This window comes from Streptomyces aurantiogriseus, assembly GCF_014649375.1.
Lineage (GTDB): Bacteria > Actinomycetota > Actinomycetes > Streptomycetales > Streptomycetaceae > Streptomyces > Streptomyces aurantiogriseus.
In genome coordinates this window covers 246,853-270,666 of sequence record NZ_BMSX01000012.1, presented here as the reverse complement: position 1 = coordinate 270,666, position 23,814 = coordinate 246,853, and the positions used below count along the sequence as shown (strand labels likewise).

The 23,814-nt window shown below is 71.6% G+C and carries 23 protein-coding genes; 12 read left to right on the top strand and 11 right to left on the bottom strand.

Going from position 1 to position 23,814, the window contains the following annotated elements; all coding sequences use genetic code 11:
* Window positions 1–17 precede the first annotated feature (17 nt).
* Genes IE263_RS25540 through IE263_RS25515 form a run of 6 tightly spaced genes read right to left on the bottom strand, consistent with a single transcriptional unit; the run spans window position 18 to window position 6,287 of the window.
* Window positions 18–803 (bottom strand): class I SAM-dependent DNA methyltransferase, encoded by a 786-nt coding sequence (locus IE263_RS25540; protein ID WP_189940158.1) that lies wholly within the window; start codon window positions 801–803, stop codon window positions 18–20.
* A gap of 23 nt (window positions 804–826) precedes the next feature.
* Window positions 827–2,089: an MFS transporter gene (locus IE263_RS25535; protein ID WP_189940095.1), complete on the bottom strand. Its 1,263-nt coding sequence runs from the start codon at window positions 2,087–2,089 to the stop codon at window positions 827–829.
* The gene (locus IE263_RS25530; RefSeq protein ID WP_189940094.1) at window positions 2,073–3,125 is read right to left on the bottom strand and encodes an enolase C-terminal domain-like protein; all 1,053 of its coding nucleotides are present in this window, start codon (window positions 3,123–3,125) and stop codon (window positions 2,073–2,075) included. Before IE263_RS25530 ends, IE263_RS25535 begins: the two co-directional genes overlap by 17 nt.
* Window positions 3,122–4,210: a PLP-dependent cysteine synthase family protein gene (locus tag IE263_RS25525; protein ID WP_189940093.1), complete on the bottom strand. Its 1,089-nt coding sequence runs from the start codon at window positions 4,208–4,210 to the stop codon at window positions 3,122–3,124. Before IE263_RS25525 ends, IE263_RS25530 begins: the two co-directional genes overlap by 4 nt.
* Window positions 4,207–5,034: a Rossmann-like domain-containing protein gene (locus tag IE263_RS25520; RefSeq protein WP_189940092.1), complete on the bottom strand. Its 828-nt coding sequence runs from the start codon at window positions 5,032–5,034 to the stop codon at window positions 4,207–4,209. The genes IE263_RS25525 and IE263_RS25520 overlap by 4 nt, the downstream gene beginning before the upstream one ends.
* Window positions 5,031–6,287, bottom strand: coding sequence for an ATP-grasp domain-containing protein (locus IE263_RS25515; protein ID WP_189940091.1), 1,257 nt, complete (start codon window positions 6,285–6,287; stop codon window positions 5,031–5,033). The genes IE263_RS25520 and IE263_RS25515 overlap by 4 nt, the downstream gene beginning before the upstream one ends.
* Window positions 6,288–6,527: 240 nt before the next feature.
* Between IE263_RS25515 and IE263_RS25510 the strand changes: the two genes are divergently transcribed.
* On the top strand, window positions 6,528–8,093 hold the full coding sequence (locus tag IE263_RS25510; protein WP_189940090.1) for a hypothetical protein: 1,566 nt from the start codon (window positions 6,528–6,530) through the stop codon (window positions 8,091–8,093).
* A 7-nt stretch (window positions 8,094–8,100) separates the two neighbouring features.
* On the opposite strand, the gene IE263_RS25505 is transcribed toward IE263_RS25510, so the two are convergent.
* Entirely contained in the window at window positions 8,101–9,615 is a 1,515-nt protein-coding gene (locus tag IE263_RS25505; RefSeq protein WP_189940089.1) for a carboxylesterase/lipase family protein, read from the bottom strand.
* A gap of 134 nt (window positions 9,616–9,749) precedes the next feature.
* Between IE263_RS25505 and IE263_RS25500 the strand changes: the two genes are divergently transcribed.
* Window positions 9,750–10,325: a GNAT family N-acetyltransferase gene (locus IE263_RS25500; protein ID WP_189940088.1), complete on the top strand. Its 576-nt coding sequence runs from the start codon at window positions 9,750–9,752 to the stop codon at window positions 10,323–10,325.
* 111 nt (window positions 10,326–10,436) lie between these two features.
* On the opposite strand, the gene IE263_RS25495 is transcribed toward IE263_RS25500, so the two are convergent.
* A complete protein-coding gene (locus tag IE263_RS25495; protein ID WP_189940087.1) occupies window positions 10,437–10,727 on the bottom strand; it encodes a DUF6355 family natural product biosynthesis protein in 291 nt (96 codons plus the stop codon).
* A 298-nt stretch (window positions 10,728–11,025) separates the two neighbouring features.
* Here IE263_RS25495 and IE263_RS25490 point away from each other — a divergent pair, with 298 nt between their 5' ends.
* Window positions 11,026–12,786, top strand: coding sequence for a serine/threonine-protein kinase (locus IE263_RS25490; protein ID WP_189940086.1), 1,761 nt, complete (start codon window positions 11,026–11,028; stop codon window positions 12,784–12,786).
* 16 nt (window positions 12,787–12,802) lie between these two features.
* Here the strand turns inward: IE263_RS25490 and IE263_RS25485 are convergent, their stop codons facing one another.
* Window positions 12,803–14,257 carry a WGR domain-containing protein gene (locus tag IE263_RS25485; RefSeq protein WP_189940085.1) on the bottom strand — a complete coding sequence of 485 codons (1,455 nt, stop codon included), beginning with the start codon at window positions 14,255–14,257 and terminating at the stop codon, window positions 12,803–12,805.
* A gap of 179 nt (window positions 14,258–14,436) precedes the next feature.
* Here IE263_RS25485 and rfbA point away from each other — a divergent pair, with 179 nt between their 5' ends.
* On the top strand, window positions 14,437–15,378 hold the full coding sequence (gene rfbA / locus IE263_RS25480) for a glucose-1-phosphate thymidylyltransferase RfbA (protein ID WP_189940084.1): 942 nt from the start codon (window positions 14,437–14,439) through the stop codon (window positions 15,376–15,378).
* 1 nt (window position 15,379) lies between these two features.
* A complete protein-coding gene (locus tag IE263_RS25475) occupies window positions 15,380–15,979 on the top strand; it encodes a dTDP-4-dehydrorhamnose 3,5-epimerase family protein (RefSeq protein ID WP_189940083.1) in 600 nt (199 codons plus the stop codon).
* Window positions 15,980–16,398: 419 nt separating this feature from the next.
* Here the strand turns inward: IE263_RS25475 and IE263_RS48765 are convergent, their stop codons facing one another.
* Window positions 16,399–16,785, bottom strand: a complete 387-nt coding sequence (locus tag IE263_RS48765) for a hypothetical protein (protein ID WP_229911149.1) — start codon at window positions 16,783–16,785, stop codon at window positions 16,399–16,401.
* A gap of 156 nt (window positions 16,786–16,941) precedes the next feature.
* Between IE263_RS48765 and IE263_RS48760 the strand changes: the two genes are divergently transcribed.
* From IE263_RS48760 to rfbD, 3 genes are all read left to right on the top strand, one after another.
* Window positions 16,942–17,124 (top strand): hypothetical protein, encoded by a 183-nt coding sequence (locus IE263_RS48760; RefSeq protein WP_229911148.1) that lies wholly within the window; start codon window positions 16,942–16,944, stop codon window positions 17,122–17,124.
* A gap of 77 nt (window positions 17,125–17,201) precedes the next feature.
* Window positions 17,202–18,176 (top strand): dTDP-glucose 4,6-dehydratase, encoded by a 975-nt coding sequence (gene rfbB / locus IE263_RS25465; protein ID WP_189940081.1) that lies wholly within the window; start codon window positions 17,202–17,204, stop codon window positions 18,174–18,176.
* Window positions 18,173–19,087: a dTDP-4-dehydrorhamnose reductase gene (rfbD, locus tag IE263_RS25460; protein ID WP_189940080.1), complete on the top strand. Its 915-nt coding sequence runs from the start codon at window positions 18,173–18,175 to the stop codon at window positions 19,085–19,087. Before rfbB ends, rfbD begins: the two co-directional genes overlap by 4 nt.
* On the opposite strand, the gene IE263_RS25455 is transcribed toward rfbD, so the two are convergent.
* A complete protein-coding gene (locus IE263_RS25455; protein ID WP_189940079.1) occupies window positions 19,084–20,358 on the bottom strand; it encodes a glycosyltransferase in 1,275 nt (424 codons plus the stop codon). The two genes, rfbD and IE263_RS25455, sit on opposite strands and share 4 nt — an antisense overlap.
* A gap of 433 nt (window positions 20,359–20,791) precedes the next feature.
* Between IE263_RS25455 and IE263_RS25450 the strand changes: the two genes are divergently transcribed.
* From IE263_RS25450 to IE263_RS25435, 4 genes are read left to right on the top strand one after another with little or no spacing between them, the layout of a single operon-like run.
* Entirely contained in the window at window positions 20,792–21,283 is a 492-nt protein-coding gene (locus tag IE263_RS25450) for a DUF2617 family protein (RefSeq protein ID WP_373312074.1), read from the top strand.
* A complete protein-coding gene (locus IE263_RS25445; protein WP_189940078.1) occupies window positions 21,280–21,681 on the top strand; it encodes a DUF4247 domain-containing protein in 402 nt (133 codons plus the stop codon). The genes IE263_RS25450 and IE263_RS25445 overlap by 4 nt, the downstream gene beginning before the upstream one ends.
* A 58-nt stretch (window positions 21,682–21,739) precedes the next feature.
* Complete coding sequence (locus IE263_RS25440; RefSeq protein ID WP_189940077.1) at window positions 21,740–22,177, top strand: DUF350 domain-containing protein; 438 nt, start codon at window positions 21,740–21,742, stop codon at window positions 22,175–22,177.
* A gap of 11 nt (window positions 22,178–22,188) precedes the next feature.
* A complete protein-coding gene (locus IE263_RS25435; RefSeq protein WP_189940076.1) occupies window positions 22,189–23,784 on the top strand; it encodes a polyamine aminopropyltransferase in 1,596 nt (531 codons plus the stop codon).
* Window positions 23,785–23,814: the final 30 nt, after the last annotated feature.

Sequence of the window (23,814 nt, the reverse complement as noted above, 5' to 3'; positions counted from 1 at the left end):
GTGTCGGTGGGTGGTGTTCAGGCGCTCAGGCGGGCCACGAGGTGCAGGCGGTCCCCGTCGGCGGTCACGCCGGGCGACTCGCCCTCCCGCCAGGCCGGCTCGGTGCGCGGGCCGGGTCCGTCGTGGAGGTCGAGGACCTCGAAGCCGTGCGCGGCGAGGAAGTGCCGCAGCTCCAGCGGGAACAACAGCCGCCACGCGGAGTGCTGTTCGACGGGCGGTGAGCCGTCGTCGGCCGACCAGACGCGGATACGGCGCAGAAGTTGGGCCGTGCGGTCCACGAACAGGTTCGTGGCGGACCGGTAGGTGGTCCCTTGCCAGGTGAAGGTGTCGACGGTCGGAATGTCGAGCAGGTCCGTACGGCCCAGGAAGTAGGCGCCGTTGCGCATCTCGGCGACGAGCAGTCCGCCCGGCGTGAGGGTGCGGCGGCAGGAGGCGAGGAAGCCGTCGAGCTGGGCGTTGGCGTGGCAGTACAGCAGGGAGCTGTCCAGGCAGACCACCGCGTCGAACACGCCCTCGCCCAGGTCGAAGCCGTGCAGGTCGGCCTGGACGTAGGCCGGTCCGGGGTGGTGGGTGCGGGCGTGCGCGAGCATCGCCTCGGAGAGGTCGGCGCCGGTCACCGCACGGCCGGCGCCGTGCAGGTGGGCGGCGTCGCGTCCGGTGCCGCAGCCCAGGTCGAGGACGCGTGGTCCGGCGCCGTGACGGCGCAGGCAGTCCTCGGCCCAGCGGCCGGCGAGGCGGTCGGGATCGGGGAAGCGGGCCTCGTAGAGGGCGGGGTTGTCGGTGAGGAGGTTTCCGCTGGTCATGGGGGTGCCGCTGGGATCGGCGGTCACGCGTTGCTCCTTTCCGCGTCGGGCACGGGGGCGACGGGTGCCGGGCTCCCGGGCAGCGCCCCGCGCCGGTGCAGCCACGCCACCCCGCCCGCCGACGCCGGCCCGAACAGCGCACAGCACACCCACGGCAGCCACCCGGCGTCGCTCCGCTCGCCCGTGTCCATGGCCCAGCCGACGACCGTGTTGCCGACGGCGGCGGCGACGCCCGAGACGACGTAGAAGATGCCGAAGTAGGTGCCGGTCAACTCGGGACGGCCGAAGCCGGGGATCAGCTCCATGACGAAGGGCGAGGCGACCATGACGCCGAGGTGGAGCAGCAGCGCGCCGAGCAGGACGGGCACGGCGTCGAGCCATCCGTCGGTCGCCGAGCCCGCCACCGTCGCCGGGGGCAGGAACGCCAGGCCCATCAGGGCGAGGCCCGCCGCGATCCAACGGGCCCTGCTGCCGTATGACGTGAGGTAGCGGGTGATGCGCAGCTGGAGGGCCAGGTTGGCGAGGGTGCCGACGAGGAAGACGAGGCCTGCCGCGCCGTCCCAGCCGGTCGCCTGCCGCGCGCCGTCGGGCAGCAGCAGGTAGAGCTGGTTCTCCAGGGTGAACATGCCGACCATGGCGAGGGCGAAGCCCAGGAAGGCACGGTTGCCGACCACCTCGCGCCAGTCCGCGAGGACGCTCCCCCCGCTGGGTTCCACCTTCCGCGCGGGCAGCACGAGGGCCTGCGCCACGGTGAGGACCGCGAAGATCCCGGCGGCGGTGAGCGCGGAGGTGCGGAAGTCGACGAGGAGCAGCGCGCTGCCCAGCAGCGGCCCGATCAGCGCACCGGTCGTGGCGAACACGTTGAACAACGCGAACGCCTCCGCTTTCCGCTCCCCCGCCTCCTGCGCCAGGTAGGCACGCACGGCCGGGTTGAAGAGCGCCCCCGCGAGCCCGCTGAGCACGGACGCGGCGAGCAGCACCGACAGCCCGTCCCCCAGCGCGAAAAGCGCGAACCCGACCGTCCGCAGGGCGCACCCGGCGATGATCACACCCCGTGCGCCGAGCCGGTCGGCCGCGGAGCCGCCGACGATGAACAGGCCCTGCTGGCTGAGGTTGCGCACGCCGAGGACGATGCCGACGACGGCCGCGGACATCCCCAGGTTCTCGCCGAGGTGGGTGGCGAGGTAGGGGATGAGCAGGTAGAAGCCGGTGTTGACACCCAGCTGGTTGACCAGCAGCAGCTGGACGGCGACCGGGAAGCGGCGCATCTCACGCCACGTCCTCACGTCCGGCCACCTCCTCGACTCCCAGCCCGGGACGGTCACCTGCGCGGACGACGCCGTCGGCGCCGCCGATCCCGGTCCACGGGTCGTGGGCGAGGAGCAGATGGCCGTCGAGGTCCGCCCAGCGCGCGCGGTCGGCAAGATGGACGGCGGGGGCGAGCCCGAGGGTGCTGGCGGTGAGGCAGCCCAGCATCAGCTCGGTGCCGCTGCCCTCGATCGACTCCGCGATGCGCAGGGCCGCGTGGACGCCGCCGCACTTGGCGAGCTTGACGTTGACGCCGTGCACGCGCCCGGCCAGCCGACGCGCGTCCTCGAGGCCGGCGGCGTCCTCGTCGGCGATCACAGGCAGGGGGGAGCGCTCGGCGAGAGCCGCCAGCGCCTCCGGGTCGCCGGGGGCCAGAGGCTGCTCGACGGCCTCGACACCGAGGTCCGCGAACCGGGGCAGCAGCGCCTCGGCCTGCCGCACGGGCCAGGCTCCGTTGGGGTCGAGGAGCAGCCTCACCCCGGGCGCCGCGTCGCGGATCACCCGTACGCGCTCCACGTCGTCCTCGGGGTCGGGGGTGCCCGCCTTGACCTTGATGACCTGGAAGCCGGTCGCGGCGAGGCGGCGGGCCTGCGCCGCCGCGTGCGCGGGTGCGGCGATGCCGATGGTGCGGGCGGTGGCGGCCACGGGAGGCGCACAGGCGCCGAGGAGACGGTGCACGGGGACGCCGGCGCGCTTGCCGGCGAGGTCGAGCAGCGCGGCCCCGGCAGCGGCGGTCACGGCGGGCGGGGTGTCGGCGGCGTTCAACTTCCCTTGTTCCAGGGCCTCCAGGGCCTCCTCCGGGTCAGTGAAGCGGCTCAGGTCGACGGCCAGGAGAAGCCGTGCGAGCGTGTCGGCGTCGAGGCCGTAGTACACGCTGGTGACGGCCTCGCCGTGGCCGTGGAGGCCGTCGTGTTCGACGGTGAGCCAGACGGCGTCGCGAGCGGTCATGGTGGAGCGGGAGATGCGCAGCGGCTCGGCGAGGTCGAGCCGTACGGTGCGCAGTCGGGCCTTCACTGGTCCCCTTTCCAGGGAGGGAGGCTCTTGAGCGGGTCGGCCACCCTGGTGCAGCGCACCCAGCCGGTCGCCTCGGCCGCGCAGGGGTGCGGGATCTCGACGGGCCGGGTGGCCGCGGCGGCGGGGTCGAGACCGTGGGCGGTGGTGAAGTCGTCGTCGTAGACGGTGCCGAGGTAGCGGTGCGGGCCGTCGGGGAAGACGGTGGCGACGACCGCCCCGGAGTGGACGCGGGCCGCCCAGGCGGCGACGCGGGCGGCCGCGCCGGTGCTCCAGCCGCCGGTGACGAAGCTGGAGCGGGCCAGCCTGCGGCAGCTGTCCACGGCCTCGGCGGGGCCGATCCAGTGGACCTCGTCGAAGGCGTCGTAGGCGACGTTGCGGGGGTGGATGCTGGAGCCGAGGCCGCGCATCAGGCGGGGGCGGGCGGGCTGGCCGAAGATGGTGGAGCCGGTGGCGTCGACGCCGATGAGACGCAGGGCGGGCCAGCGCCGGCGCAGGGGCGCGATGACGCCGGCGCTGTGACCGCCGGTGCCGACGCTGCACACCAGGATGTCCAAGTGATCGAGCTGGGAGGTGAGTTCGGCGGCGAGGGAGGCGTAACCGGCGGTGTTGTCGGGGTTGTTGTACTGGTCGGGCCAGTAGGCGCCGGGCAGTTCGGCGAGCAGTGCCCGCAGTCGGGCGAGGCGGGCGGCCTGCCAGCCTCCCTGGACCGCCGGACGGTCCACGATCTCCAGACGGGCTCCATGGGCGCGCAGCAACTGTCGCATGGAGGGCTCGAGTTCACTGTCGCCGACCAGCACGATCGGATGCCCGAGCGCCTGTCCCGCGAAGGCGAGGCCGATGCCGAGCGTCCCGGAGGTGGATTCCACCACCGGGTCACCGGGGAGCAGTTCTCCGCGCTCCCGCGCCCCCAGCAGCATCGACACGGCGGCCCGCGCCTTCATGCCCCCGGCCGCGAGCCCTTCGAGCTTGGCCCAGAATCCGGGGTGGGCCTCGGGCAGGCCGGTGGTGACCCGCACCACGGGCGTCCGGCCGAGCAGGGCGAGCAACTCCTGACGCGCGGTGGGCCGTACGGCGGTGGCGGTCATCGCTCGCCTCCCGCGTAACAGTGCAGGGTGCCGGGCCCGCCGTCGAGCCAGAAGAAGGGATACGGCTCCGCGCACACCGCGCTCACCCCGTGCCCGAGGAAGCGGGGCAGGACGGCGCTGCCGGTCTGGGCGAACATCACCAGCTGCTTGCCGTGCGCGAGGGCGTGCCGGCGGAGGGGCTCGAAGGTGCCGTTGCCCAGGGTCATGCCGGAGACGAGCAGCGCGTCGCAGCGGTCGGCCGCGGCGAGCGCGTCGGCGACGACGGGCTCGCCCCACTCCGTCAGCCCACCCTTGAGATCGCAGGGGACGTACTCGAGTTCGCGGGAACGCAGCGCCTCCAGAAGGGAGTTGACGACGCCGACCACGAGCACCGTGGCCCCGGCCGGCTGGTCGAGCAGCTCGACGACGGCCTTCGCCCGGGCCCGGGACTTCTCCAGGGAGGATCCGGCGGGCAGCGGAACCCGCAGGGCTCCGGCCTCCGGCCCGTGCGGGGTGACGTGCATGAGGTAGGCGTCGAGGGCGGCCACCCGCACCGGCGGCAGGGGGTGCTCCAGGAGACGGGCCACATCGGCACCGACGCAGTCGTCCAGCGCGCTCTCGGGCAGCTCGCCGGGTTCGACGGCGCAGGAGCCGACGGCTTCGGAGAGGCGCAGGCTGAGAACCTCGTTGCGATAGCCGGTGCCGCGCCCGTCGTGCCGTACGGCCTGGCGGGTGGTGAAGGCGACGGCGATCCGCTGGGTGGCCGGGTCGGGGCCGAGGGCGCCCGCGCGGACGTGGTCCACGAGAGCGTCGTACGACTGATCGGCGGGCGTGAGGACGGTCATCGGATCACCAGCTCCGCCCGTACCCGCGACAGCAGATCCTCGACGCGGTCGCGGGCGCCGAGCCCGTCGGGGTCGCCGGCCATGACGTGGCCCAGGTACTCGTTGTTGCTGCCCGCCGCCTTCACGGCTTTGCCGGACTCGGCCAGTTGGAGCTCCAACACCCCTTCTGCCCGGGCCAGTTCCTCCCCGCCCAGCGCTTCGAGCGTGCCCGCGCGCTCCGGTACGAGGAAGCCGATGGCGGCGCTGCGCAGCCCGGTGTCGGTGCGCCGCAGGTCGGGTGCGCGGCCCAGGGCGACTTCCACGAAGGCGGCGGCGAGGTCGATGCCGGTGACATGGCGGACGAGTTCGGTGATGCGATTGCCGGCGGGCCGGGGGTTGACCTCGACGACACGCGGTCCCCCGGAGGTCAGCTTGATCTCCGTGTGCGCCACGACACCGTCCGTCAGACCGAGCGCCTTGAGCGCGCCCAGGGTGGTCTGTTCGGCGGCCTCGGTGTCGGCGGACGTCAGGGCGGCGGGGAACATGTGGCCGGTCTCGATGAACGCGGGCGCCCCGCCGACACTCTTGTCGGTCACGCCGACCACATGGACCGTGCCCGCGTGCGACACGGTCTCGACGCTCACCTCGGGCCCGTCCAGCAACTCCTCCAGCAGGACGGCGGGCTCGCGCCGCTGCCCGCGGGCGTTGACCGGGAATCCCGCCAAATCGCGTACTGCTGCCGCGAGTTGGGTTTCGTCGTCGACGCGGCGGACGTACATGCCCGCGCACAGGTCGACGGGCTTGACCACGAGGGGGTAGCCGATCTCGCGTGCGGCCCGTGCGAGGTCGGCCCACTCCTCGTGCACGGCGAAGCGCGGGCCCGGCACGCCGGCGTCGGCGAGGACACGGCGGGTGGCGTCCTTGCGACAGGCGTTCCCGACCGCTTCCGGACCCGGGCCCGGCAGGCCGAGGTGACCGGCGATCCGTGCCACCGTCGGCAGGTAGTAGTCGCAGGAGGTGAGCACGCCGTCGAAGCCCAGCACCGCGTGCAGCCGCTCGACCTCGGGAAGCAGGGCCTTGATGTCGTTGGTGTCGGCTGCGATCACATTGCGGGCGCCGAGCAGCGGATGGGCCGTCCCCTCGGGCGCCGAGCGCAGGTAGTGGTGCAGGTCGCGGGTGAGGAACGTGAACTCGTGTCCGCCCTCCCGGATCGCCCGTGGCAGCAGTCTGCTCATCGACCCGACCCAGCTCTCGATCATCAGCAGATGAGCCACAACTCCCCTTTTCCGGCAGTGAGTTCAGACTTCAGGGCAGCCCGGAGCACCCCCGGAGGGGAAGGCGCCGGGCGGCGCGCACACATCCGTCACGCTATCGATAATCATTTTCATTTGCCAAGCCTTCCGGCGGACCACGGACCACAACTCCGGCTCGCCGCCACCCTGTTCGAACCTCGCTCTTCGCCCGTACACTGACAAATCAGAGGCTTGGGGGCGCTGTTGACGGGGGGAGCGGCCATGTCCGGCGATCAGTACGGCCTGCACAACCAGGGTTACTTCGTCCCACCGATGCCGCCGGCCCCGCCGCCGGCGCCGGCGGACGGCGCGCGGGCCGTCGCGGTGGCGGTGCTCAACCTCAGCGGTCTGGGCCTCGGGTACGCGCTCGTGCGCCGCTGGGGCCTCATGGCGCTCTGCTGGATCGCCACGGCCGCCCTGCTGCTCGTGGCACTGCCGGCCGACCCGGACGGTGTGCCGGGATTCGCCCTCGCCGTGTACGCCGTGTTCCTCGCCGCCGCGGCGGCGCACGGCGCGCGCGTGGGCCTGCGGACCCGGTTGGCGTGGCCCAGACAGGCGCCGATCGCCCTCGCGCTGGGGCTCGTCCTGCTCGCGGCCCCGGCCGGGGGTGTCGTGCTGTACGACGACGCGCGGGACGAGGCGGTGGAGCAGATGCTGCTCGACCGGCTGGACCAAGCCGACCGTCTGGTGGCGAAGTCCGGCAAGCAGACGTTCAGCCTCGGCAAGGACGGCTACCGCGAGGCCCTGTCCCTCTACGAGGACCTGAGCGCGGACCACTCCGGCTCTCGCGCGGCCGACCGGGTGCCCGCCCGGATGCGGACCTTCTACTCGACGGTCGGCGCCGCGTACGCGCAGGGCGACCACTGCGAGGCGATCGAGCCGCTGACCTATCTGCGCACGGTCCCGAAGAGCATGCCCGCGACGGACCTCGGGGAGCTGGAGTCCTGGCCCGACGACCGCCTGGCCACTTCGCTGTACGAGTGCGCGTCGCAGGACCTCGCGAGCGGCGGGTCCACCTGGACCGAGCGGTTCGGTGAACTGCTGACCGACTTCCCCGAGTCGGAGCAGGCCGCGAAGGTCGAGCCGGCGTTGGGCGCCGCCGTCACCCGGGCGGCGAAGGACCTGCGCGGCAACGAGCCCTGCACGGCGGTCGAACGGCTGCGGGGTCTCGCCTCGAAGATCGACGGCCTGCCCGGTGAGGAGGCGGGCGTCGACGACGCCCTCGCCAAGGACGCCGGACGGGCCACCGCCAACGCCGACTCGGGCACGTACCTGTGCGGCGTGGACCAGTACCAGGACGGTGAGTTCGAGGCCGCACAGACGACCATGAACGAGTTCGTCAAGGCCAACAGGAACCACAAGAACCGGGCCCGGGCGGAGAAGATCGCGATCGCCGCGGAGATCGCACAGACGGTACCGGCCGCCGGCAAGAGCCTGCCCACGACGCGGACCGGCGGCAGCATCTCGGTCACGGTGCAGAACGACAGCCCCGACGACATCACGGTCCTCTACACGGGCCCGGTCACCGGCCGCTTCACCCTCAAGGGCTGCGGCAGCTGCACGACGTACTCCTTCAGCAGCACCCTCTCACCGAGCTTCGAGCCGTGCAGCGACAGCGGCAAGAACTACCCGGAGCGCACCATCAGTCTGCCGCCCGGCACCACCTACTTCGTGCACAAGCCGAACAACAGTCTCTCCTCGCCGGCCTCGGACACGGCCAAGCTCCAGTCCGGCTACATCTACACGGAGTGCGCCTACGCGACGCAGACGCTGGGATCCGGGCTCTGAGGCCCCGTCACACCAGGGGCAGTGCCGCGAAGGGGTGCCGTTCCCAGAGCCGGCGGGAGGCCTCTTCCGGGTAGGGGGCGACGGTGGGCTCGGTGTCGAGGAGCTGGACGAGGCGGCGCTCGGTGTCATAGGCGGGCCAGCCCGGGTCGCCGGTGGCGGCGAACGCCGTCCAGGCGGCCCGGAAGCGGGCGGAGAGCGCCTCGGTCTCGGGGGACGGCACGGGGCCGATCAGCATGGCCCCGAGGCCGCTGTACGCGCCGAAGGTCAGGGACACGTCCAGTCCGTGGCAGGCGCCGAGCACGCCGCCGTTGGCCGGGGCGGACCAGGTGAGCTCGTACATGTGGGCCCGTCCGCCGCCGGCCACGTGCGCCTCCGCCAGGCGCAGGGAGGGCATGCGGAACAGCCAGTCGGACTGCACCAGCTCGAACAGGTGCTCCGGCGAGGCGTCGGGGAACGCTGCGCGGTAGGCCTGCTCGGCGTCCGGCGTCGGACCGAACAGGCCCAGCGCCGTCGACGCCAGCCGCTCGTCCACCCGGCCGAGCAGTCCGGCGAGGAGAAGGAAGAGGCGGTACTCGTCGCGGTTGTGCCCGGTGATCAGCTCCACGTGGCGGGCGGCGCCGCCCGCCAGGGCCTCCCACGGCGTGGTGGTCAGGACCTCACCGTCGACGACGGGCGAGAAGGGGGTCGGGGTGAGGGCCACCGGCCCCCACCGGTGCACGTACTCGCGCATCCGGGCCGTGACGGCGGCCCCCGCCTCGGGCAGCTTGCGCGGATCCACGCCGGACAGGTCGGCGACCGTCGGACGCAGGCCGAGCTCGCCGGCGAGGGTCTCGGCGATGTCGCCGGCCAGCGCGTCCGAGAAGAACGTGCCCGGCACGCTCTGCGCGACGGCCCGCCGGAACAGGCCCCTGGCCCGCTCCATGGCCATCAGCGCGGCGATGGACCCGGCGCCGGCCGACTCACCGAAGACGGTGACCTGCTCGGGGTCGCCGCCGAACGCGGTGATGTTCTCGCGCACCCACTCCAGGGCCGCGATCTGGTCGAGGAGCCCCCGGTTCGCCGGGGCGCCCTCGATCCACGCGAAGCCCTCGATGCCGACGCGGTAGTTGAGGGTGACGACGACGAGGCCGCCCTCGCGGGAGAGGCGGCTGCCGTCGTAGGCGGGGTCGTCGGCGGAGCCCCACTTGTAGGCACCCCCGTGGATCCACACCATCACGGGCCGTCGGGCCGCCGGATCCACGTCCGGTGTCCAGACGTTGACGGTCAGCCAGTCGTCACCGGCCGGCAGCCCCCCGGGCACAGCGGTGTCGGGCTCCATGGGCTCCTGCGGAGGAGGCGGCCCGAACGCGAACGCCTCCCGCACCCCGTCCCAGCGGGCCACCGGCCGCGGCGCAGCGAACCGCGCCTCACCCACCGGCGGCTGCGCGTACGGGATCCCGAGGAACACGGCCAGACCGCCCTCACGACGCCCGCAGAGCACCCCCGCCCCGGTCCTGACCTCGGGAAACTCGCCTGTGCTCATGGGTGACTCCTCGGAGGGGGCGCTGTCCGGGCGGTCATCATGCACCCAGCTTTCTTGAAAGATCAACCACCGTGCCGGAATTCTCCCCTCCTCCGCCAGACTCAACCCAGACACCGACACCCGAGGGGAGCACCATGCGTCACTTCGGCCAGGAAGTCCTCACCGTCGCCCACGAGTTCACAGAGGCGTACGCCGAGGTCTTCACCGCCCCGCCCTGGCAGCACCGGGACGTCGAGGAGACCCGGGCGGCGTTCCGGGAGCGGTTGGAGAGCGACGCGCACCGCCCCGGTTTCCGGGCGGTTCTCGCGCTGTCGGACGCCGGCGCGGTGGACGGCTTCGCGACCGGCTGGACCACCGGGAGGCCGTTCCGCTCGGACCGCGCCTACGGCAAGGTGACCCGACGGCTCGGCGCCGACCGGGTGGAGCGGCTGTTGGTCGGCGCGTTCGAGGTCGACGAACTGGGAGTGCGACCGCACGCGCGGGGCACGGGTCTGGGGCGACGCCTGCTGTCCGCGCTCACCGGCGCCGCACCCGACGGGCGGGCCTGGCTCCTGACCTGGAACGAGGCGCACGACACGCTCGCGTTCTACCGCCGCCTGGGCTGGCGGGAGCCCGAGCCCCTCCCGGGCGACGAGACGGACGTCGTCGTCTTCCTCTCCCCCGGCACGCCCCTCGAGACCGGCTCCTCGACGGCCACAGCCACGCCGTAGGCCGCGCCCGCGGCAGCGTCCACGCGCCCGCCGCCGGCGCGGGGACCCCGGCCGAACAGTCGATCCGGTACGGCTCCCGCACTCATGGGAGCCGTACCGCGGCCTGGCGCGTCAGCAGGTCCGGCCGACGTAGTAGGCGCCCTGGATCTTGTCGGCAGAGCCCAGCCACGTCCTGCCCGGCCCGACGCATCGCTCGTAGTCGGGCGCCAGGGCGACCTCGACCTTGACGACCACGTGGGAGCCGTCGGAGGTGCAGTGGTTGTAGAAGGCGTCCGAGCCGGTCTCGTAGAAACCGCACGGGTCGGCGGCCGCAGGCCCGGCGGTGACCGTCGTCGCGCCCAGCGACGCCAACACGAGGGTGGCGGCACCGAGGGCGCGGGTCACGATACGACGTACACGCACAGCAGAACTCCTTGCTGGTGAAGGGATCAGGACCGCCTCAGAATCGCCGTGCCGCACACCCGCGGTTGATCGAATACCGCCCGCTTCACCTGGTGGATCGTTTTGCTTGTCCGCCAAACGAGTGTCGACGGGGCTGATGACAGGCAGGGCACGGCAGGAGGGGTACGGCAGGAGCCGTGGATCCGCTCCGCCCCGGCAGAAGTAGGCGAAACCCCTGATCACAGGCCGCGGGCTGAGTTAGCCTCGTTCTCCCATCGAGTGCGAACTGACTTACGACGAACATCACTTCGGGAGTTGCGTGTCTGACCAGCGGCCATCACCGAACTCCGCGGCCGACGAAGCCGCCGCGCTCCGGCAGACCGGGGCCTCGCCGCTGCGGGTCGGCGACCCGGGCCGCGTCGGTCCCTTCGTGCCGCTGGCGCTGCTCGGCAGCGGCGGGATGGGCCGGGTCTATCTGGCACGGGCCGCCGACGACGGTCCCGGGCTGTTCGCGGTGAAGGTGATCCGGCCGGAGTACGCCGAGGACGTCCGGTTCCAGCGCCGGTTCGCACATGAGGCGGCGGTGCACGCCCGGCTGGGTCCGCCCCACACGCCGCGGTTACGCGGCACGGGGTGGGACGACGAACTGCTGTGGATGGCCACCGAGTACGTTCCCGGACTCGATCTGGCGGACGCCGTACGGCAGGACGGCGCCCTGACACCGGCCACCGTCTGGCGGTTGGTCACGGAGCTGGGGCGGGCGCTCGCCGCCCTGGCCGCCGCAGAGGTCGTGCACCGGGATCTGAAGCCGTCCAATGTGCTGCTGTCGCTCCAGGGCACGCATGTGATCGACTTCGGGATCTCGAAGGCCGCGGACGCCAGCGCGATCACGGGCACCGGCAACCGGGTCGGCACCCCGGCCTACATGTCGCCGGAGTATCTGCGGACGGGCCACTGCGACACGGCATCGGACGTGTTCTCGCTGGCCGGCACCCTGCTGTACGCGGCCACCGGACGTGCCCCCTTCGGCGACGGCACGGGCGTCGACGTGATGCACCGGGTGGCGTTCGAGGAGCCGAATCCGGAGGTGACCGGCGCGGTCACGGCGGCCGACCCGGAGCTGGGGGCGCTGCTGACCGCCTGTCTGGCCAAGGAGCCCGAGCGGCGCCCCACCCCGCAGGAGCTGATCGACACCGCCGAGGCGCAGACCGAGGCAGGTACATGGCCGGAGCCGCTGCACGGCCAGGTGCTGGCCCGGCAACGGGCGTACGAGACGCTGCACCGTCTCCCCGTGGAACGGGCGGCCCGCCTCCGGCCGTCGGACAACCGGATGAAGCCGGCGGCGGTGTCGGCGCCTCCACCCGTGCAGGCGGACCCGACGCCCGCACCCTCCGCCGAGACCGAACCGGCCCGGACGCGTCCGGCGGCGGCCCGGCCCTGGGTGCGCAGGAAGCGGGTCTGGGCCGTCGCCGCGGGCACCCTCCTGTGCGCCGTCGCCGCGACCCTCTTCGTCCTGCTGCCCGGGGACGGTCCGGCGACCGCCGCCTCACCGGAGACCGCCGCGTCGACGCCCGGTGCCTCGCCCGGCGATCCGTCCGGCAACGCCGCCCTGCCGGGCGCATCCGACGTCCCCGACGCGGCGTCCGCCGCGGGTGCGCCCAGCGGACGTGCCGTCGTGACCGACGACGGCGGCACAGCGCAGCCCGAGCCCTCCGTCGCGACCACCGGCAGCCGGACGGACGCCCCCACCGCCCCTGTCGGCGACACCAGCCCCTCCGCGACCCCGGCCCAGTCCCCCACCGGCACCGCACCGACCGAGCCCGGATCCCAGCCCTGGAACACCGACTGCACGTACTACGCCGGCAGCGGCCGCACCCGCCCAGGAGACAGCGGCAAGCGGGTGCTGCAGGTGCAGTGCATGCTGACCGAGCGCGGTTACACCCTGGGCGATGCCGGGGTGAACGGCGACTTCGGCCCCGGCACGGAGTCGGCGGTGCGCAGCTTCCAGAACGCGAGGGGACTCACGGCCGACGGCATCGTGGCCCACGACACCTGGGCTGCGCTGCGCGACGCCGAGTGACGGCCGGGACGCCCGGTCAGAGCAGTCGCCGGATGTCGCCACGGACCCGGTAGAAGCCGCCGGCCGCCGGGTGCAGGGCGTCCACGACGTAGCGTGCCCCGGGCTCCCGTATGGTGCGCGGGAACTGGACGTTCCACGACGAGTCGTAGCCCTCGGACACCACGTGCACCCGCAAGCGGCCGTTCTGCTGGACGCATTCGACGACGACCGCTCCGGCGGGGGCCTGGGCGACGGTGGTCACGGCCGCCGCGGCCGTGGCCGGCGCGTAGGTGGGCAGGGCCGCGGCGAGCTTGACGTCCCGCGCCACCGGCACCGTGCCCTCCTGCGCCGCGGCGATGGCCGTCTCGCTCGCGTCCACGCACACCAGCGAGCCGTCCGTGGTCACCAGGTACAGCCGCTCGTCGCGGTACTGCATCGACAGAGCCGAACCGCTGCCCGTGCCGAGCTTCCACAGACGCGTGCCGTCGCGGTCGAAGCAGTAGACGGACGAGGCCGCGTCACCGGCGAAGACGAACCGCCCGCTGGGCGAGGTGGCGCACGAGTACACCGAGCTGTCGCAGGCGTACGTGGCCTCGATCGCGCCGGTCGCCTTCGACAGCCGCTGGACCACGCGGTGCGCGGTTCCCGCGTACACGACGTCGTCCTCCTGCCAGCCGAACAGGACGCCGCCGCGGGTGGGTGTGTGCCACAGCTGGCCACCGCCGTCGGGCGCGTAGGCGGTGACGCCCCGGTGGTGGCCGTGGTAGACGGCCCGGTCGTCGGCGCGGATCATCCAGGCGTGCTCGCCCTGACTGCGGCGGGCCCACTGGTGCTCGTCCTCGTGGTCGATGACGGTGAGCCGGCCGTCGCGGTCCGAGACGTGCAGGACGCCCTCGTGGATGTCCAGCCAGAAGATGTCGACGTCCGCCGCGATGTCGTACGCCGCGAACGGCAGCTTGGAGGACAGGTCGTAGACCCGGCCGTCGTCGCAGCCCGCGTAGATCCAGAAGTCGTCGGCGACCAGGCACTTCACACCGTCCGGCAGGCTGAAGCGGGCCAGGACGCCACCCTCGTGGTCCAGGGTGTAGACGTCGCCCGCCTGGTTGCCGACCCAGCAGCGCTCGTCGTCGACGTGGATGCCGAACGCCGAGGAACCGGTACGGAACCGCCACAGCACGGGCGCCACGGCGCGTGCGGTGGACGGCGCCGAGGTCACCTGACGCCGGGTCACCGCCCGCGGCGCTCGCTGCCCGGCGACGGCCGGCGCGTACCCCTTGCGGACCTTCTCCCCGATCTTCTTCGCGGCCGCGGCACGAGCCTTCTCCGCCGTGGGGAACGTCGTCGTCTGCGTCTGTCCGGCCGCACCGATCCGTCCGTAACGCACCGTCACCACCAGGCCGTCGACCGCCACCTCGTAGAACTTGTGCGCGCCGCCGCCGTCCTCCGACAGCTCCAGATACGTCGTCGACACGGTGGTGGACCCAGCGGACATGGCAAACCCCTCCCCGGAGCGGACCTGCGGCCTCTCCGGCAGGTCCCACTGATCACACCGTACGAGGAGCCACTGACAATCACCCCGACGCCGCCCGCCACCCACCGACCTGTACGACATACACACCATGAATCGTGTGAAAAACAGTCATTCATGGATTACTGGCCTATGGTGATGCCGTGCGTGGAATTCTGTTGGCCGGGGGAACCGGCTCACGACTTTGGCCGTTGACCCGCTCGGTGTCGAAGCAATTGCTGCCGGTCTTCGACAAACCCATGGTCTATTATCCGCTCTCCACGCTCGTGATGGCCGGAATCCGGGAGATTCTGATCATCACCACCCCCGAAGACCAGGACCAGTTCCGCCGATTGCTCGGCGACGGCAGTCAACTGGGTCTGCGGCTCACGCACATGGCACAGGAGCGCCCGGAGGGCATTGCTCATGCTTTGGTGCTGGGCGCCGACTTCATCGGGGACGAGTCCGTCGCCCTGATTCTGGGCGACAACATCTTTCACGGAAGCGGCCTCGGTACCCGGCTGGCACGTCATGACGACGTGAAAGGCGGCAGGGTGTTCGCCTACCAGGTCGCCAACCCGTCGGCCTACGGCGTGGTCGAGTTCGACGAACAGGGCCGAGCGGTGTCCATCGAGGAGAAACCGGCCCGCCCCAGATCGCGCTATGCCGTGCCCGGACTGTACTTCTACGACAACCACGCCGTGGACATCGCCCGCGGCCTGCGCCCCAGCCCCAGGGGCGAGTTGGAGATCACCGACCTCAACCGCGTCTATCTGGAGGCCGGGGCGCTGCATGTCACCCGGCTCGACCGGGGCACCGCGTGGCTGGACACCGGAACCTTCACCTCCATGGTTCAGGCCTCGGAGTTCGTCCGGGTGATCGAGGAGCGCCAGGGCTTCAAGGTCGGCTGCGTCGAGGAAGCGGTCTGGCGGGCCGGCCTGATCGACGACGACCGGCTCCGGGAACTGGCCCGGCCGCTGCTCAAGAGCGGGTACGGCCACTATCTGCTGGGGCTGCTGGACGATTCCCGGCACGTCGTCATGCCTCAGCGGGTTCCGGAGTTCGTGTGCGACACGAACGAGCTGAGCAGCGGAAGGACGTCATGACGTGAGAACGCTCGGTATCGAGGGAGCATGGGTGGACACGCCCACCGTGTTCACGGACGGCAGGGGTCGATTTCACGAGTGGTTCAAGGGCGGGTTCTTCCAGGACGCCGTCGGCCAGGGATTCTCACTCGAGCAGGCCAACTGCTCCCGCTCCGTGCGCGGCACTCTCCGCGGAATCCATTACGCGGCGGTCCCGCCGGGTCAGGCCAAGTACGTCACCTGTGTGAGCGGCGCCGTCCTCGACGTGGTGGTCGACATCCGGGTCGGCTCCCCGGGTTTCGGGACCTGGGAGGCGGTGCGGCTCGACGACACGACGCACCGCTCCGTCTACCTCTCCGAAGGGCTGGGCCACGCCTTCATGGCATTGGAGGACGACTCCACTGTCGTCTACCTGTGTTCGCAGCGATACGCGCCGCAGCGCGAGTACGGGATCAACCCGCTCGATCCGGCGTTGGCCATCGCCTGGCCCGACGACCTCACCCCGCTCCTTTCCGACAAGGACGCCGCCGCGCCCACGCTGGCGGAAGCCGAGCGGCAAGGCCTGCTGCCTTCGTTCGAGGACTGCACCGCGTACCGCAGAAGTCTCATGAGCGGCGTTTGAGAGGGCCGACCTCTTGCCTCCGGAACGGGAGCCGGAGGCAACCATGGGAAAGGCCGCCGAGAAAGTCAGCCGTTTGCGGGCCGAACTGAAGCCGCTCGGGTGATCCTCCCCCACAGGACGGGTGCAATTAGTCATATTTCATTCACGGCGAGTGAATGAATGTCGACGTCCGTGGCCGAAGGTGATCGGCATGCAAGCGATATGAAGCACCGAGTGCGCGCTTGCTGTCTGATCCCTCCCAAACATGAGGAAGGTTCTCCTTGAGCCGTAGAACGAGCCGAATTTCGCGCCTGAAGTCCGCCACCATGGTGTCGGCGGGCGCGGCTGCGGTGGCGCTCAGCGTTGTCCCGAGCACCGCAGCAATCGCCGGAGAGACGTACAAACCCATCGCCGTGGAGCAGCTGGGCGCGCAGCACGTGTCAGAGGCGGCCATCGCCGACGCGGTCCGCAGGGCCGGCGGGGATGGCGCGGCGCGGGTGCACCAGTACGGCGACAATGGTCACGCCGATGACCGGCACAGAGGTCACGCCGATGACCGGGACAAGGGTCCTCGAGGCCCGCAGGGTCCCCGAGGCCCCAAGGGCCACGACGGCAAGCCGGGCAAGCCAGGGCCGCAGGGTCCCCGTGGACCGCAGGGCCCGCGGGGACCGCAGGGTGCACAGGGTGCCCAGGGAGCTCAAGGTGCCCAGGGAGCTCAGGGAGCCCAGGGTGCACAGGGAGCCCAGGGTGCACAGGGAGCCGCTGGTGTTCAGGGAGCCCAGGGAGCCCAGGGTGCACAAGGTGCCCAGGGAGCCCAGGGTGCACAAGGTGCCCAGGGTGCACAAGGTGCCCAGGGAGCCCAGGGTGCACAGGGAGCCCAGGGTGCACAGGGAGCCCAGGGTGCACAGGGCGCGCAGGGTGCCCAGGGAGCCCAGGGCGGGCTTGACGGCATCGTCGTCCGGACCAACACCGTCGCCGACACCATGACGGCGACTGCGTCGTGCCTCGCCGGCGAGTCCGTGGTCGGTGGCGGATTCGCCGCCTCCACGGGAAACATTCGGGACAACTTCCCGAGCGGTGGTCCGCCGCCCACCGGGTGGACCGTCACCACCACCTCCGCCCAGACGATCACGGCCTTCGTGCTCTGCGCGACGACGACACCGTAGTCCCCGTGCGGGGGTGCCCCGAGGCTTCGGCCCCGGGGCACCCCCGCATTCCGTCCCGAAAGAGATCTCCGACAGTTATGCGCATCCTCGTGACCGGCGGCGCCGGATTCATCGGTTCCGAATACGTCCGGCGGCGGCTGAACTCGGATCCGGCCGCGCGGATCACCGTCCTCGACAAACTCACCTACTCAGGGGTCGAGGCCAATCTGACGCCGGTGGCGGCACACCCCGGCTACACCTTCGTCCGGGGCGACATCTGCGACCCGGACGTGGTCGACCAGGTGATGGCGGGCCAGGACGCGGTGGTGCACTTCGCCGCCGAATCGCACGTCGACCGGTCGATCGACGGGGCCGGTCCGTTCGTCCGTACCAATGTGACCGGCACGCAGGTACTCCTCGACGCGGCCCATCGGCACGGCGTCGGCCGCTTCGTCCACGTGTCCACCGACGAGGTGTACGGCTCCATCAGCGAAGGCTCCTGGACCGAGGACCAGCCCCTGGCGCCGAACTCCCCGTACTCCGCGTCGAAGGCCGGCTCCGACCTGCTCGCCCTCGCCTACCACCGCACCCATGGCCTGGACGTCGTCGTCACCCGCTGTACCAACAACTACGGGCCCCACCAGTTCCCCGAGAAGCTCATCCCGCTCTTCATCACCCGCCTGCTCGACGGGAAGACAGTCCCCCTGTACGGAGACGGCCGCAACCTCCGCGACTGGCTGCACGTCTCCGACCACTGCCGGGGCATCGACCTCGTCCTGCACGGCGGCCGGGCCGGGGAGGTCTACCACATCGGCGGCGGGACCGAACTGAGCAACCACAAGCTCACGGGCCTGTTGCTGGACGCTCTCGGCGCGGACTGGGACCGGGTCGCGTACGTGGCCGACCGCAAGGGCCACGACCTGCGCTACTCGCTCGACGACAGCAAGATCCGCGAGCAGCTCGGCTACGCCCCGCAGGTGCCCTTCACGGAGGGTCTGGCCACCACGGTCGCCTGGTACCGCGAGAACCGTTCCTGGTGGGAGCCGCTGAACGAACGGGCCGAGCCGCGATGACCACCACGTGGCTGGTGACCGGCGCGCACGGGCTCCTCGGCCGGGATGTGCTGGCCGAGCTCGCCGGTGATCCGGACATCGTGGTGACGGGACTGAGCCGGGACCGGCTCGACATCACCGATCCGACCGCCGTGCGCGCGGCCGTCGCCGGTCACGGGGTGGTCGTCAACTGCGCCGCCTGGACGGACGTCGACGGCGCCGAGCGGTCCGAGGCGGCGGCCACGGCCGTGAACGGCACGGGCGTCCACCACCTCGCACGCGCCTGCGCGGACAGCGGCGCGGTCCTGCTGCACGTCTCGACCGACTACGTGTTCCCGGGGGACGCCCGCCGGCCGTACGCCGAGGACGCACCGACAGGACCCGTCAACGCCTACGGGCGGAGCAAACTGGCGGGGGAACGGGCAGTCGCCGAACTGCTGCCGCACACCGGCTATGTGGTGCGCACCGCCTGGCTCTACGGCGAGCACGGCCCCAACTTCGTGGCCACCGTGCTCGAACTCGCCGCCCGGCGCGCCACCCTGGACGTGGTGGCCGACCAGCACGGTCAGCCGACCTGGTCCCGTGCGCTCGCCGGCCGGCTGGCCGCCCTCGGCCGTGCCGCGCTGGCCGGGCGGGCACCGGCGGGCATCTACCACGGCACGGCCGCGGGCCGGACCACCTGGTGCGGCCTGGCCCGTGAGGCCTTCCGCCTCAGCGGCCTCGACCCCGAGCGGATCCGCCCGGTCGGCTCGGAGAAGTTCCCGCGCCCGGCCGCACGCCCGACGTTCGGTGTACTCGGTCACGACAACTGGCAGCGGGCCGGCCTCGCGCCCCTCCCCCGGTGGGACGACCAGCTGGCCTCAGCCCTGAAACTGCCCGTCTTCGCCGCTCTGTCCGCCGCGGCCCGGTCGTCGGAACGGGCCCGGCCCTAGACCGACAGCAGGCCGCCGCACCGTTCGGCGCCGTCCTTCATCGCGATGAGGTTGGCGATCACGTACGAGATGTTCTTCTCGGAGTGCCACTCGGACGGGAAGACGGTGGCCAGCCGCGAAGTCTGGAACCTGGCCTCGAGGTCGGGCACGAAGGCGCGGTACGCGTCGTCCGTGTAGTACCAGAACGAGTTCTCGTTGTAGTACGCGACGTGATTCGGGTCCTGGTAGGCGCCGCGGCCGTCGGAGCTGGGCGTCGTGGTGAGGAGCATGCCGCCGGGTGCCAGCAGCCGGTACAGCTCGTTGATCAGCGGCACCTTCGCGGGCACGTGCTCGAGGAAGTTCACGGCCCGCATCAGGCCGACGGAGTCGTCGGGCAGGTCCAGTCTGCCGGGCAGGGTCGCGACGATGTCGACGCCCTTCCCCGGCCGCTTGTCCACGCCCACATAACCGGGCGGCTTCCCGTGGGCCGCGCCGAGATCCAGCGCCATCAGTCCCCTCCGGTAGGTCCAGGCAAGGGCGTTGGCCTCGATGTACTTGTCGTACAGGGCGACCGTCTCGCGCTGGATGTGCGCGTTGATCTCCGGGTCGCGCTGGGTGTTCGCGGGGTGCATCCGCTGGAGGTACAGACAGCGGGGGATGTGGTGGAAGTCGCCGACGTGGAACAGACGGCACATCAGGTCCTGGTCGTCCAGGACGGTACGGGCGGCGTCGTAGCCGCCGGCCTTCACGTAGGCGTCCTGGCGGAACGCCCGTACATGGTTGGGCGCGTACCAGATGTAGGCGACGTTGTGCGGAGTCGGGGCCATGGATCTGACCTGGAGCAGTTTGCGGCCGTCGACGCGCACCTCCTCGTAGTGCCAGCCGTGCGCCTCGTTGAAACGGCTGTCGTCCCGTTTCCCGGCCTCGGTGATCTGCGCGGTGTTGCTGTAGACGAAGACGGCGTCGGGATGCGCGTCGAACGCCTTGCCGAGTTCCGCCAGGCACGCCTTCGCCAGCAGGTCGTCGTGGTCGAGTTCCACGAGGATCTCGCCGCGCGCCAGTTCACAGGCCCTGCGCTTCGCCGCTCCGACGCCGACGATGTCGTCCGCGATCTCCAGACGAACCCTCTCGTCGGGGTGCTCCGGCCGCCACCGGGCGCCGTTGTTGAGCAGGACGATCCACTCCCAGTCCGGACAGGTCTGCGCCTGCAGCGTCGCCAGGCACTCGTCCAGGAAACGGGGCCGGTGCGTGGGCGTGAAGACGGAGAACCTCGGGGTGGCGGTCGACGTCATCTGATGCTCCCTACTTGGCTCGATGTCGGTGAGGGGCTTACGAAATCCCGGAGTCCCGCCGGTACTTGAGAACCCGGCGCAGAACCGGTCGCGACGGACGGATCGAGCCACCGTCATGTCCCTCGACGTTACGATTCCGCGCTGATGACCTCGGCGTTCGGCAGGCGACGGCGAGGTACGACCACCCGAATGCACGCGCTGGAGACGTGCGATCGACCGGCCGTCCCCTCACGCCTCCCGCACACGGCAGCGACGTCCCGGACCTGCGCACGCGGCCGGAGAGCCCTACCGGCGGCGGTGCGGGAGCCGGCCCGCTCGACCGGAGCCCGTCGTTCCCACCCCCGCCCCTCAAACCCCATGCGCCTCGTGTGCCATACTCAGCGCCGCTTGTAGCAAGATCTGACCGGGGGGGGTCCCACTGCGCGCCATTTCCTTGGACGCTCCCTATCTGGACACGGACGCGGATCAGCTCTGCTTCTCCCTGGACCTGGCCGAGCGGCCGGCCCTTGCCGAACGCGCGGTGACCGTGGGCGGACTCGACGTACGACTGCGGCTGCTCGGCGCCTCGCACCAGGTCTTCGCCGGCCCCGTGCGGGAGACCGTGGCGTGCCTGCTGGGCTCGGTGAAAGGCCTTCCGGCGACGCACACCCGGCATCTGCCGGGCTGGACCTACGACTTCGCCGCCCGCACCCGGCAGCTGGTCCCCGAGGAGTTCAGCGCGCAGGTGGCGCGGATCCTCGGCCGGGTCGCCGCCACCGAGGACAGCCTGTGCGGGATCTTCCCCGGGTCGCCGGAGGCGCTGACGGCCGTGGTCGTCGAGGCGGCCGACGGACCGCCCGGCCGCGGGCTGGTCTGGCGCACCTGGCACACCTATCCGCAGAACGGCCAGATCGTATCGACGCACACCCGGCTGGAGGCCCGATGAAGAGCGCCCGACTCACCCGCGGAGCGGTGGCGGCCGTGCTGGCCGCGGTCCTGCTCACCGCCTGCTCCTCCGGCGGAGAGAACGGGGTCCCGCGCGGCTGGATCAGCGACAAGTACACCGACAGCGGGACGGGCTGGGTCGCCCCGACCAGCACCCCGAACGCTGTCGCGCAAGCGATCCACGACCACCGCCGGGCACTCGACCGCGCCACCGGCGACAGCATGGAGTTCCTGCGCTACGGCGACGACCTGGTCACCGTCTCGCCGTACCGGAGCGGCAGCCGGATCGAGATCGAGGACTACCGCAACGGCTACCACCGCCACAGCCAGTACCTCGGCAGCTGGCCCGACCCGGACAGCGCCAGCTTCCGCGGCGGCGGCCCCGGCGAAGGCAAATGACTCCACGGCACAGGCACCTCCCCCCAGACCCTGACGCGCCCTGAAGAAAGGCAACGCAGTGACCGAGATCTTCGAGTCGACCGGCCAGGCCCTGCTCTACGGAGTCGTGGGCCTCGCCGTGATGGCCGCCGGCTTCATCGCCCTCGACCTCGTCACGCCCGGCAAGCTCTTCCACGTGGTGTGGACGGACCGCAACCGCGGCGCGGCCGTCCTGCTGGGCAGCCAGTCCGTCGCCGTGGGCCTGGTCATCATGGAGGCCATCCGGGCGAGCGAGTCCGAGCAGGGTCTGGGCTACGGCCTGGTCAGCACGCTTCTCTACGGGCTGGCCGGAGTGCTGGTGATGACGCTGGTCGGCATCGTGATCGGCCTGCTCACGCCGGGCCAGATGGGCGCGGTCGTCCTCGACGACAGCGACGGCCGTCCGCACCCCGCCGCCTGGGTCCAGGCCGGCATGTACCTGGGCACCGCCTTCATGGTCGCCGCGGCACTCTCCTGAGCACCGCACCCATGAGCGCCGGCACCCTGCACGACACCGCGGCACCCTCCCGCCCCCCGGCCGTCCGCCACTCCCGGGGGGCGCGCTTCCTCCTGCTGCTCTCCGTCTTCCTCTGTGCGGCCTGCGGCCTCGTGTACGAGCTGGCGCTCACCGCGCTGGGCAGCTACCTCATCGGCAACTCCGTGCTGCAGACCTCGGTGGTCATCTCCGTGATGGTCTTCGCGATGGGCATCGGCTCGCTTGCCGCGAAACCGCTGCGCCGTCGTGCGGTGGGCGCGTTCGCGCTGGTGGAGGGGGCACTGGCGCTGGTCGGCGGGCTGTCCGTGCTGGTGCTGTACGCGGCGTTCGCCTGGCTGCAGATCTACACGCCCGCGATGGTCGTGATCGCGCTGGTGGTCGGACTGCTGATCGGGGCCGAGATACCGCTGCTCATGACGCTGTTGCAGCGGATCCGGCGGCAGGAGGCGGGCAGCGCCGTCGCCGACATGTTCGCGGTCGACTACATCGGGGCGCTCGTCGGCGGGCTGTGTTTCCCGCTGCTGCTCCTGCCGACGTTCGGCCAGTTGAAGGGCGCGCTGGTGGTCGGCGCGGTCAACGCGGTGGCCGGCGTCATCGTGGTGGTGTTCATCTTCCGCCGGCAGACCCGGCGTTCCGTCCGGATCGGTCTGCTCACCGGCGTCACGGCGGTGCTGGCCGTGCTCGGCACGGCGTACGTGCTGGCGGACGACCTCGAGGTCACCGCACGGCAGCAGATGTACCGGGACCCGATCGTCCACGCCGAGACCACGCCGTACCAGGAGATCGTCGTCACCCGCTCCTCCGGCTTCACGGGCGTTCCGGACATGCGGCTCTTCCTCAACGGCGACCTGCAGTTCAGCTCCGTCGACGAGTACCGCTACCACGAGTCGCTCGTCCATCCCGCGCTGTCGGGCCGCCGCGGCAACGTGCTGATCATGGGCGGCGGCGACGGGCTCGCGCTGCGCGAGGTGCTGCGCTACGAGGACGTGCGGGAGGTGACCCTCGTCGAACTGGACCCGGCGATGACCCGGCTGGCCCGCGACTTCGAGCCGTTGCGCGAGCTGAACGACGAGGCGCTGGACGACCCGAGGGTCGAGGTGGTCGACGCCGACGCCTTCAACTGGCTGCGTGGCGCCCGGCAGCAGTACGACGCGGTCGTCATCGACTTCCCGGACCCGGACACGGCGGCGCTGGCCAAGCTGTACTCCGTGGAGTTCTACCACCTGCTCGGCCAGGTCCTGACGCCGCAGAGCAGGGTGATGGTGCAGGGCGGGTCGCCGTTCTTCGCACCGAAGACGTACTGGTCGATCGCGGAGACGATCGAAGCGGCGGGGTACGCGACGGCCGAGTTCCAGGTCGACGTACCCAGCTTCGGCAACTGGGGCTTCGTACTGGCCAGCCCCGGCGGCGGCACGCCCCCGCCCCTGCGGCTGGCGCCGGACGCACCGCGGCTGCGTTACCTGGACGACGCCGTGCTGAAGGCGGCCATGGTGTTCCCGGTCGACCGGCGCCGCGAGGACGTACGGCCGAGCACGCTGATGGACCCGGCGGTACTGGAGTACGTGCAGAACGAGTGGGAGAACTACTGAGCAGTGGCTCGGGGTGGCGGGGCTTCCGGA

Coding starts and splice junctions, on each gene's coding strand:
- IE263_RS25520 (WP_189940092.1), bottom strand. CDS start 5,034: ATGACCGTCCTCACGCCCGCCGATCAGTCGTACGACGCTCTCGTGGAC.
- IE263_RS48760 (WP_229911148.1), top strand. CDS start 16,942: ATGACGGCGACTGCGTCGTGCCTCGCCGGCGAGTCCGTGGTCGGTGGC.
- rfbD (WP_189940080.1), top strand. CDS start 18,173: ATGACCACCACGTGGCTGGTGACCGGCGCGCACGGGCTCCTCGGCCGG.
- IE263_RS25455 (WP_189940079.1), bottom strand. CDS start 20,358: ATGACGTCGACCGCCACCCCGAGGTTCTCCGTCTTCACGCCCACGCAC.
- IE263_RS25500 (WP_189940088.1), top strand. CDS start 9,750: ATGCGTCACTTCGGCCAGGAAGTCCTCACCGTCGCCCACGAGTTCACA.
- IE263_RS25510 (WP_189940090.1), top strand. CDS start 6,528: ATGTCCGGCGATCAGTACGGCCTGCACAACCAGGGTTACTTCGTCCCA.
- IE263_RS25505 (WP_189940089.1), bottom strand. CDS start 9,615: ATGAGCACAGGCGAGTTTCCCGAGGTCAGGACCGGGGCGGGGGTGCTC.
- IE263_RS25540 (WP_189940158.1), bottom strand. CDS start 803: ATGACCAGCGGAAACCTCCTCACCGACAACCCCGCCCTCTACGAGGCC.
- IE263_RS25525 (WP_189940093.1), bottom strand. CDS start 4,210: ATGACCGCCACCGCCGTACGGCCCACCGCGCGTCAGGAGTTGCTCGCC.
- IE263_RS25445 (WP_189940078.1), top strand. CDS start 21,280: ATGAAGAGCGCCCGACTCACCCGCGGAGCGGTGGCGGCCGTGCTGGCC.
- IE263_RS25435 (WP_189940076.1), top strand. CDS start 22,189: ATGAGCGCCGGCACCCTGCACGACACCGCGGCACCCTCCCGCCCCCCG.
- IE263_RS25485 (WP_189940085.1), bottom strand. CDS start 14,257: ATGTCCGCTGGGTCCACCACCGTGTCGACGACGTATCTGGAGCTGTCG.
- rfbB (WP_189940081.1), top strand. CDS start 17,202: ATGCGCATCCTCGTGACCGGCGGCGCCGGATTCATCGGTTCCGAATAC.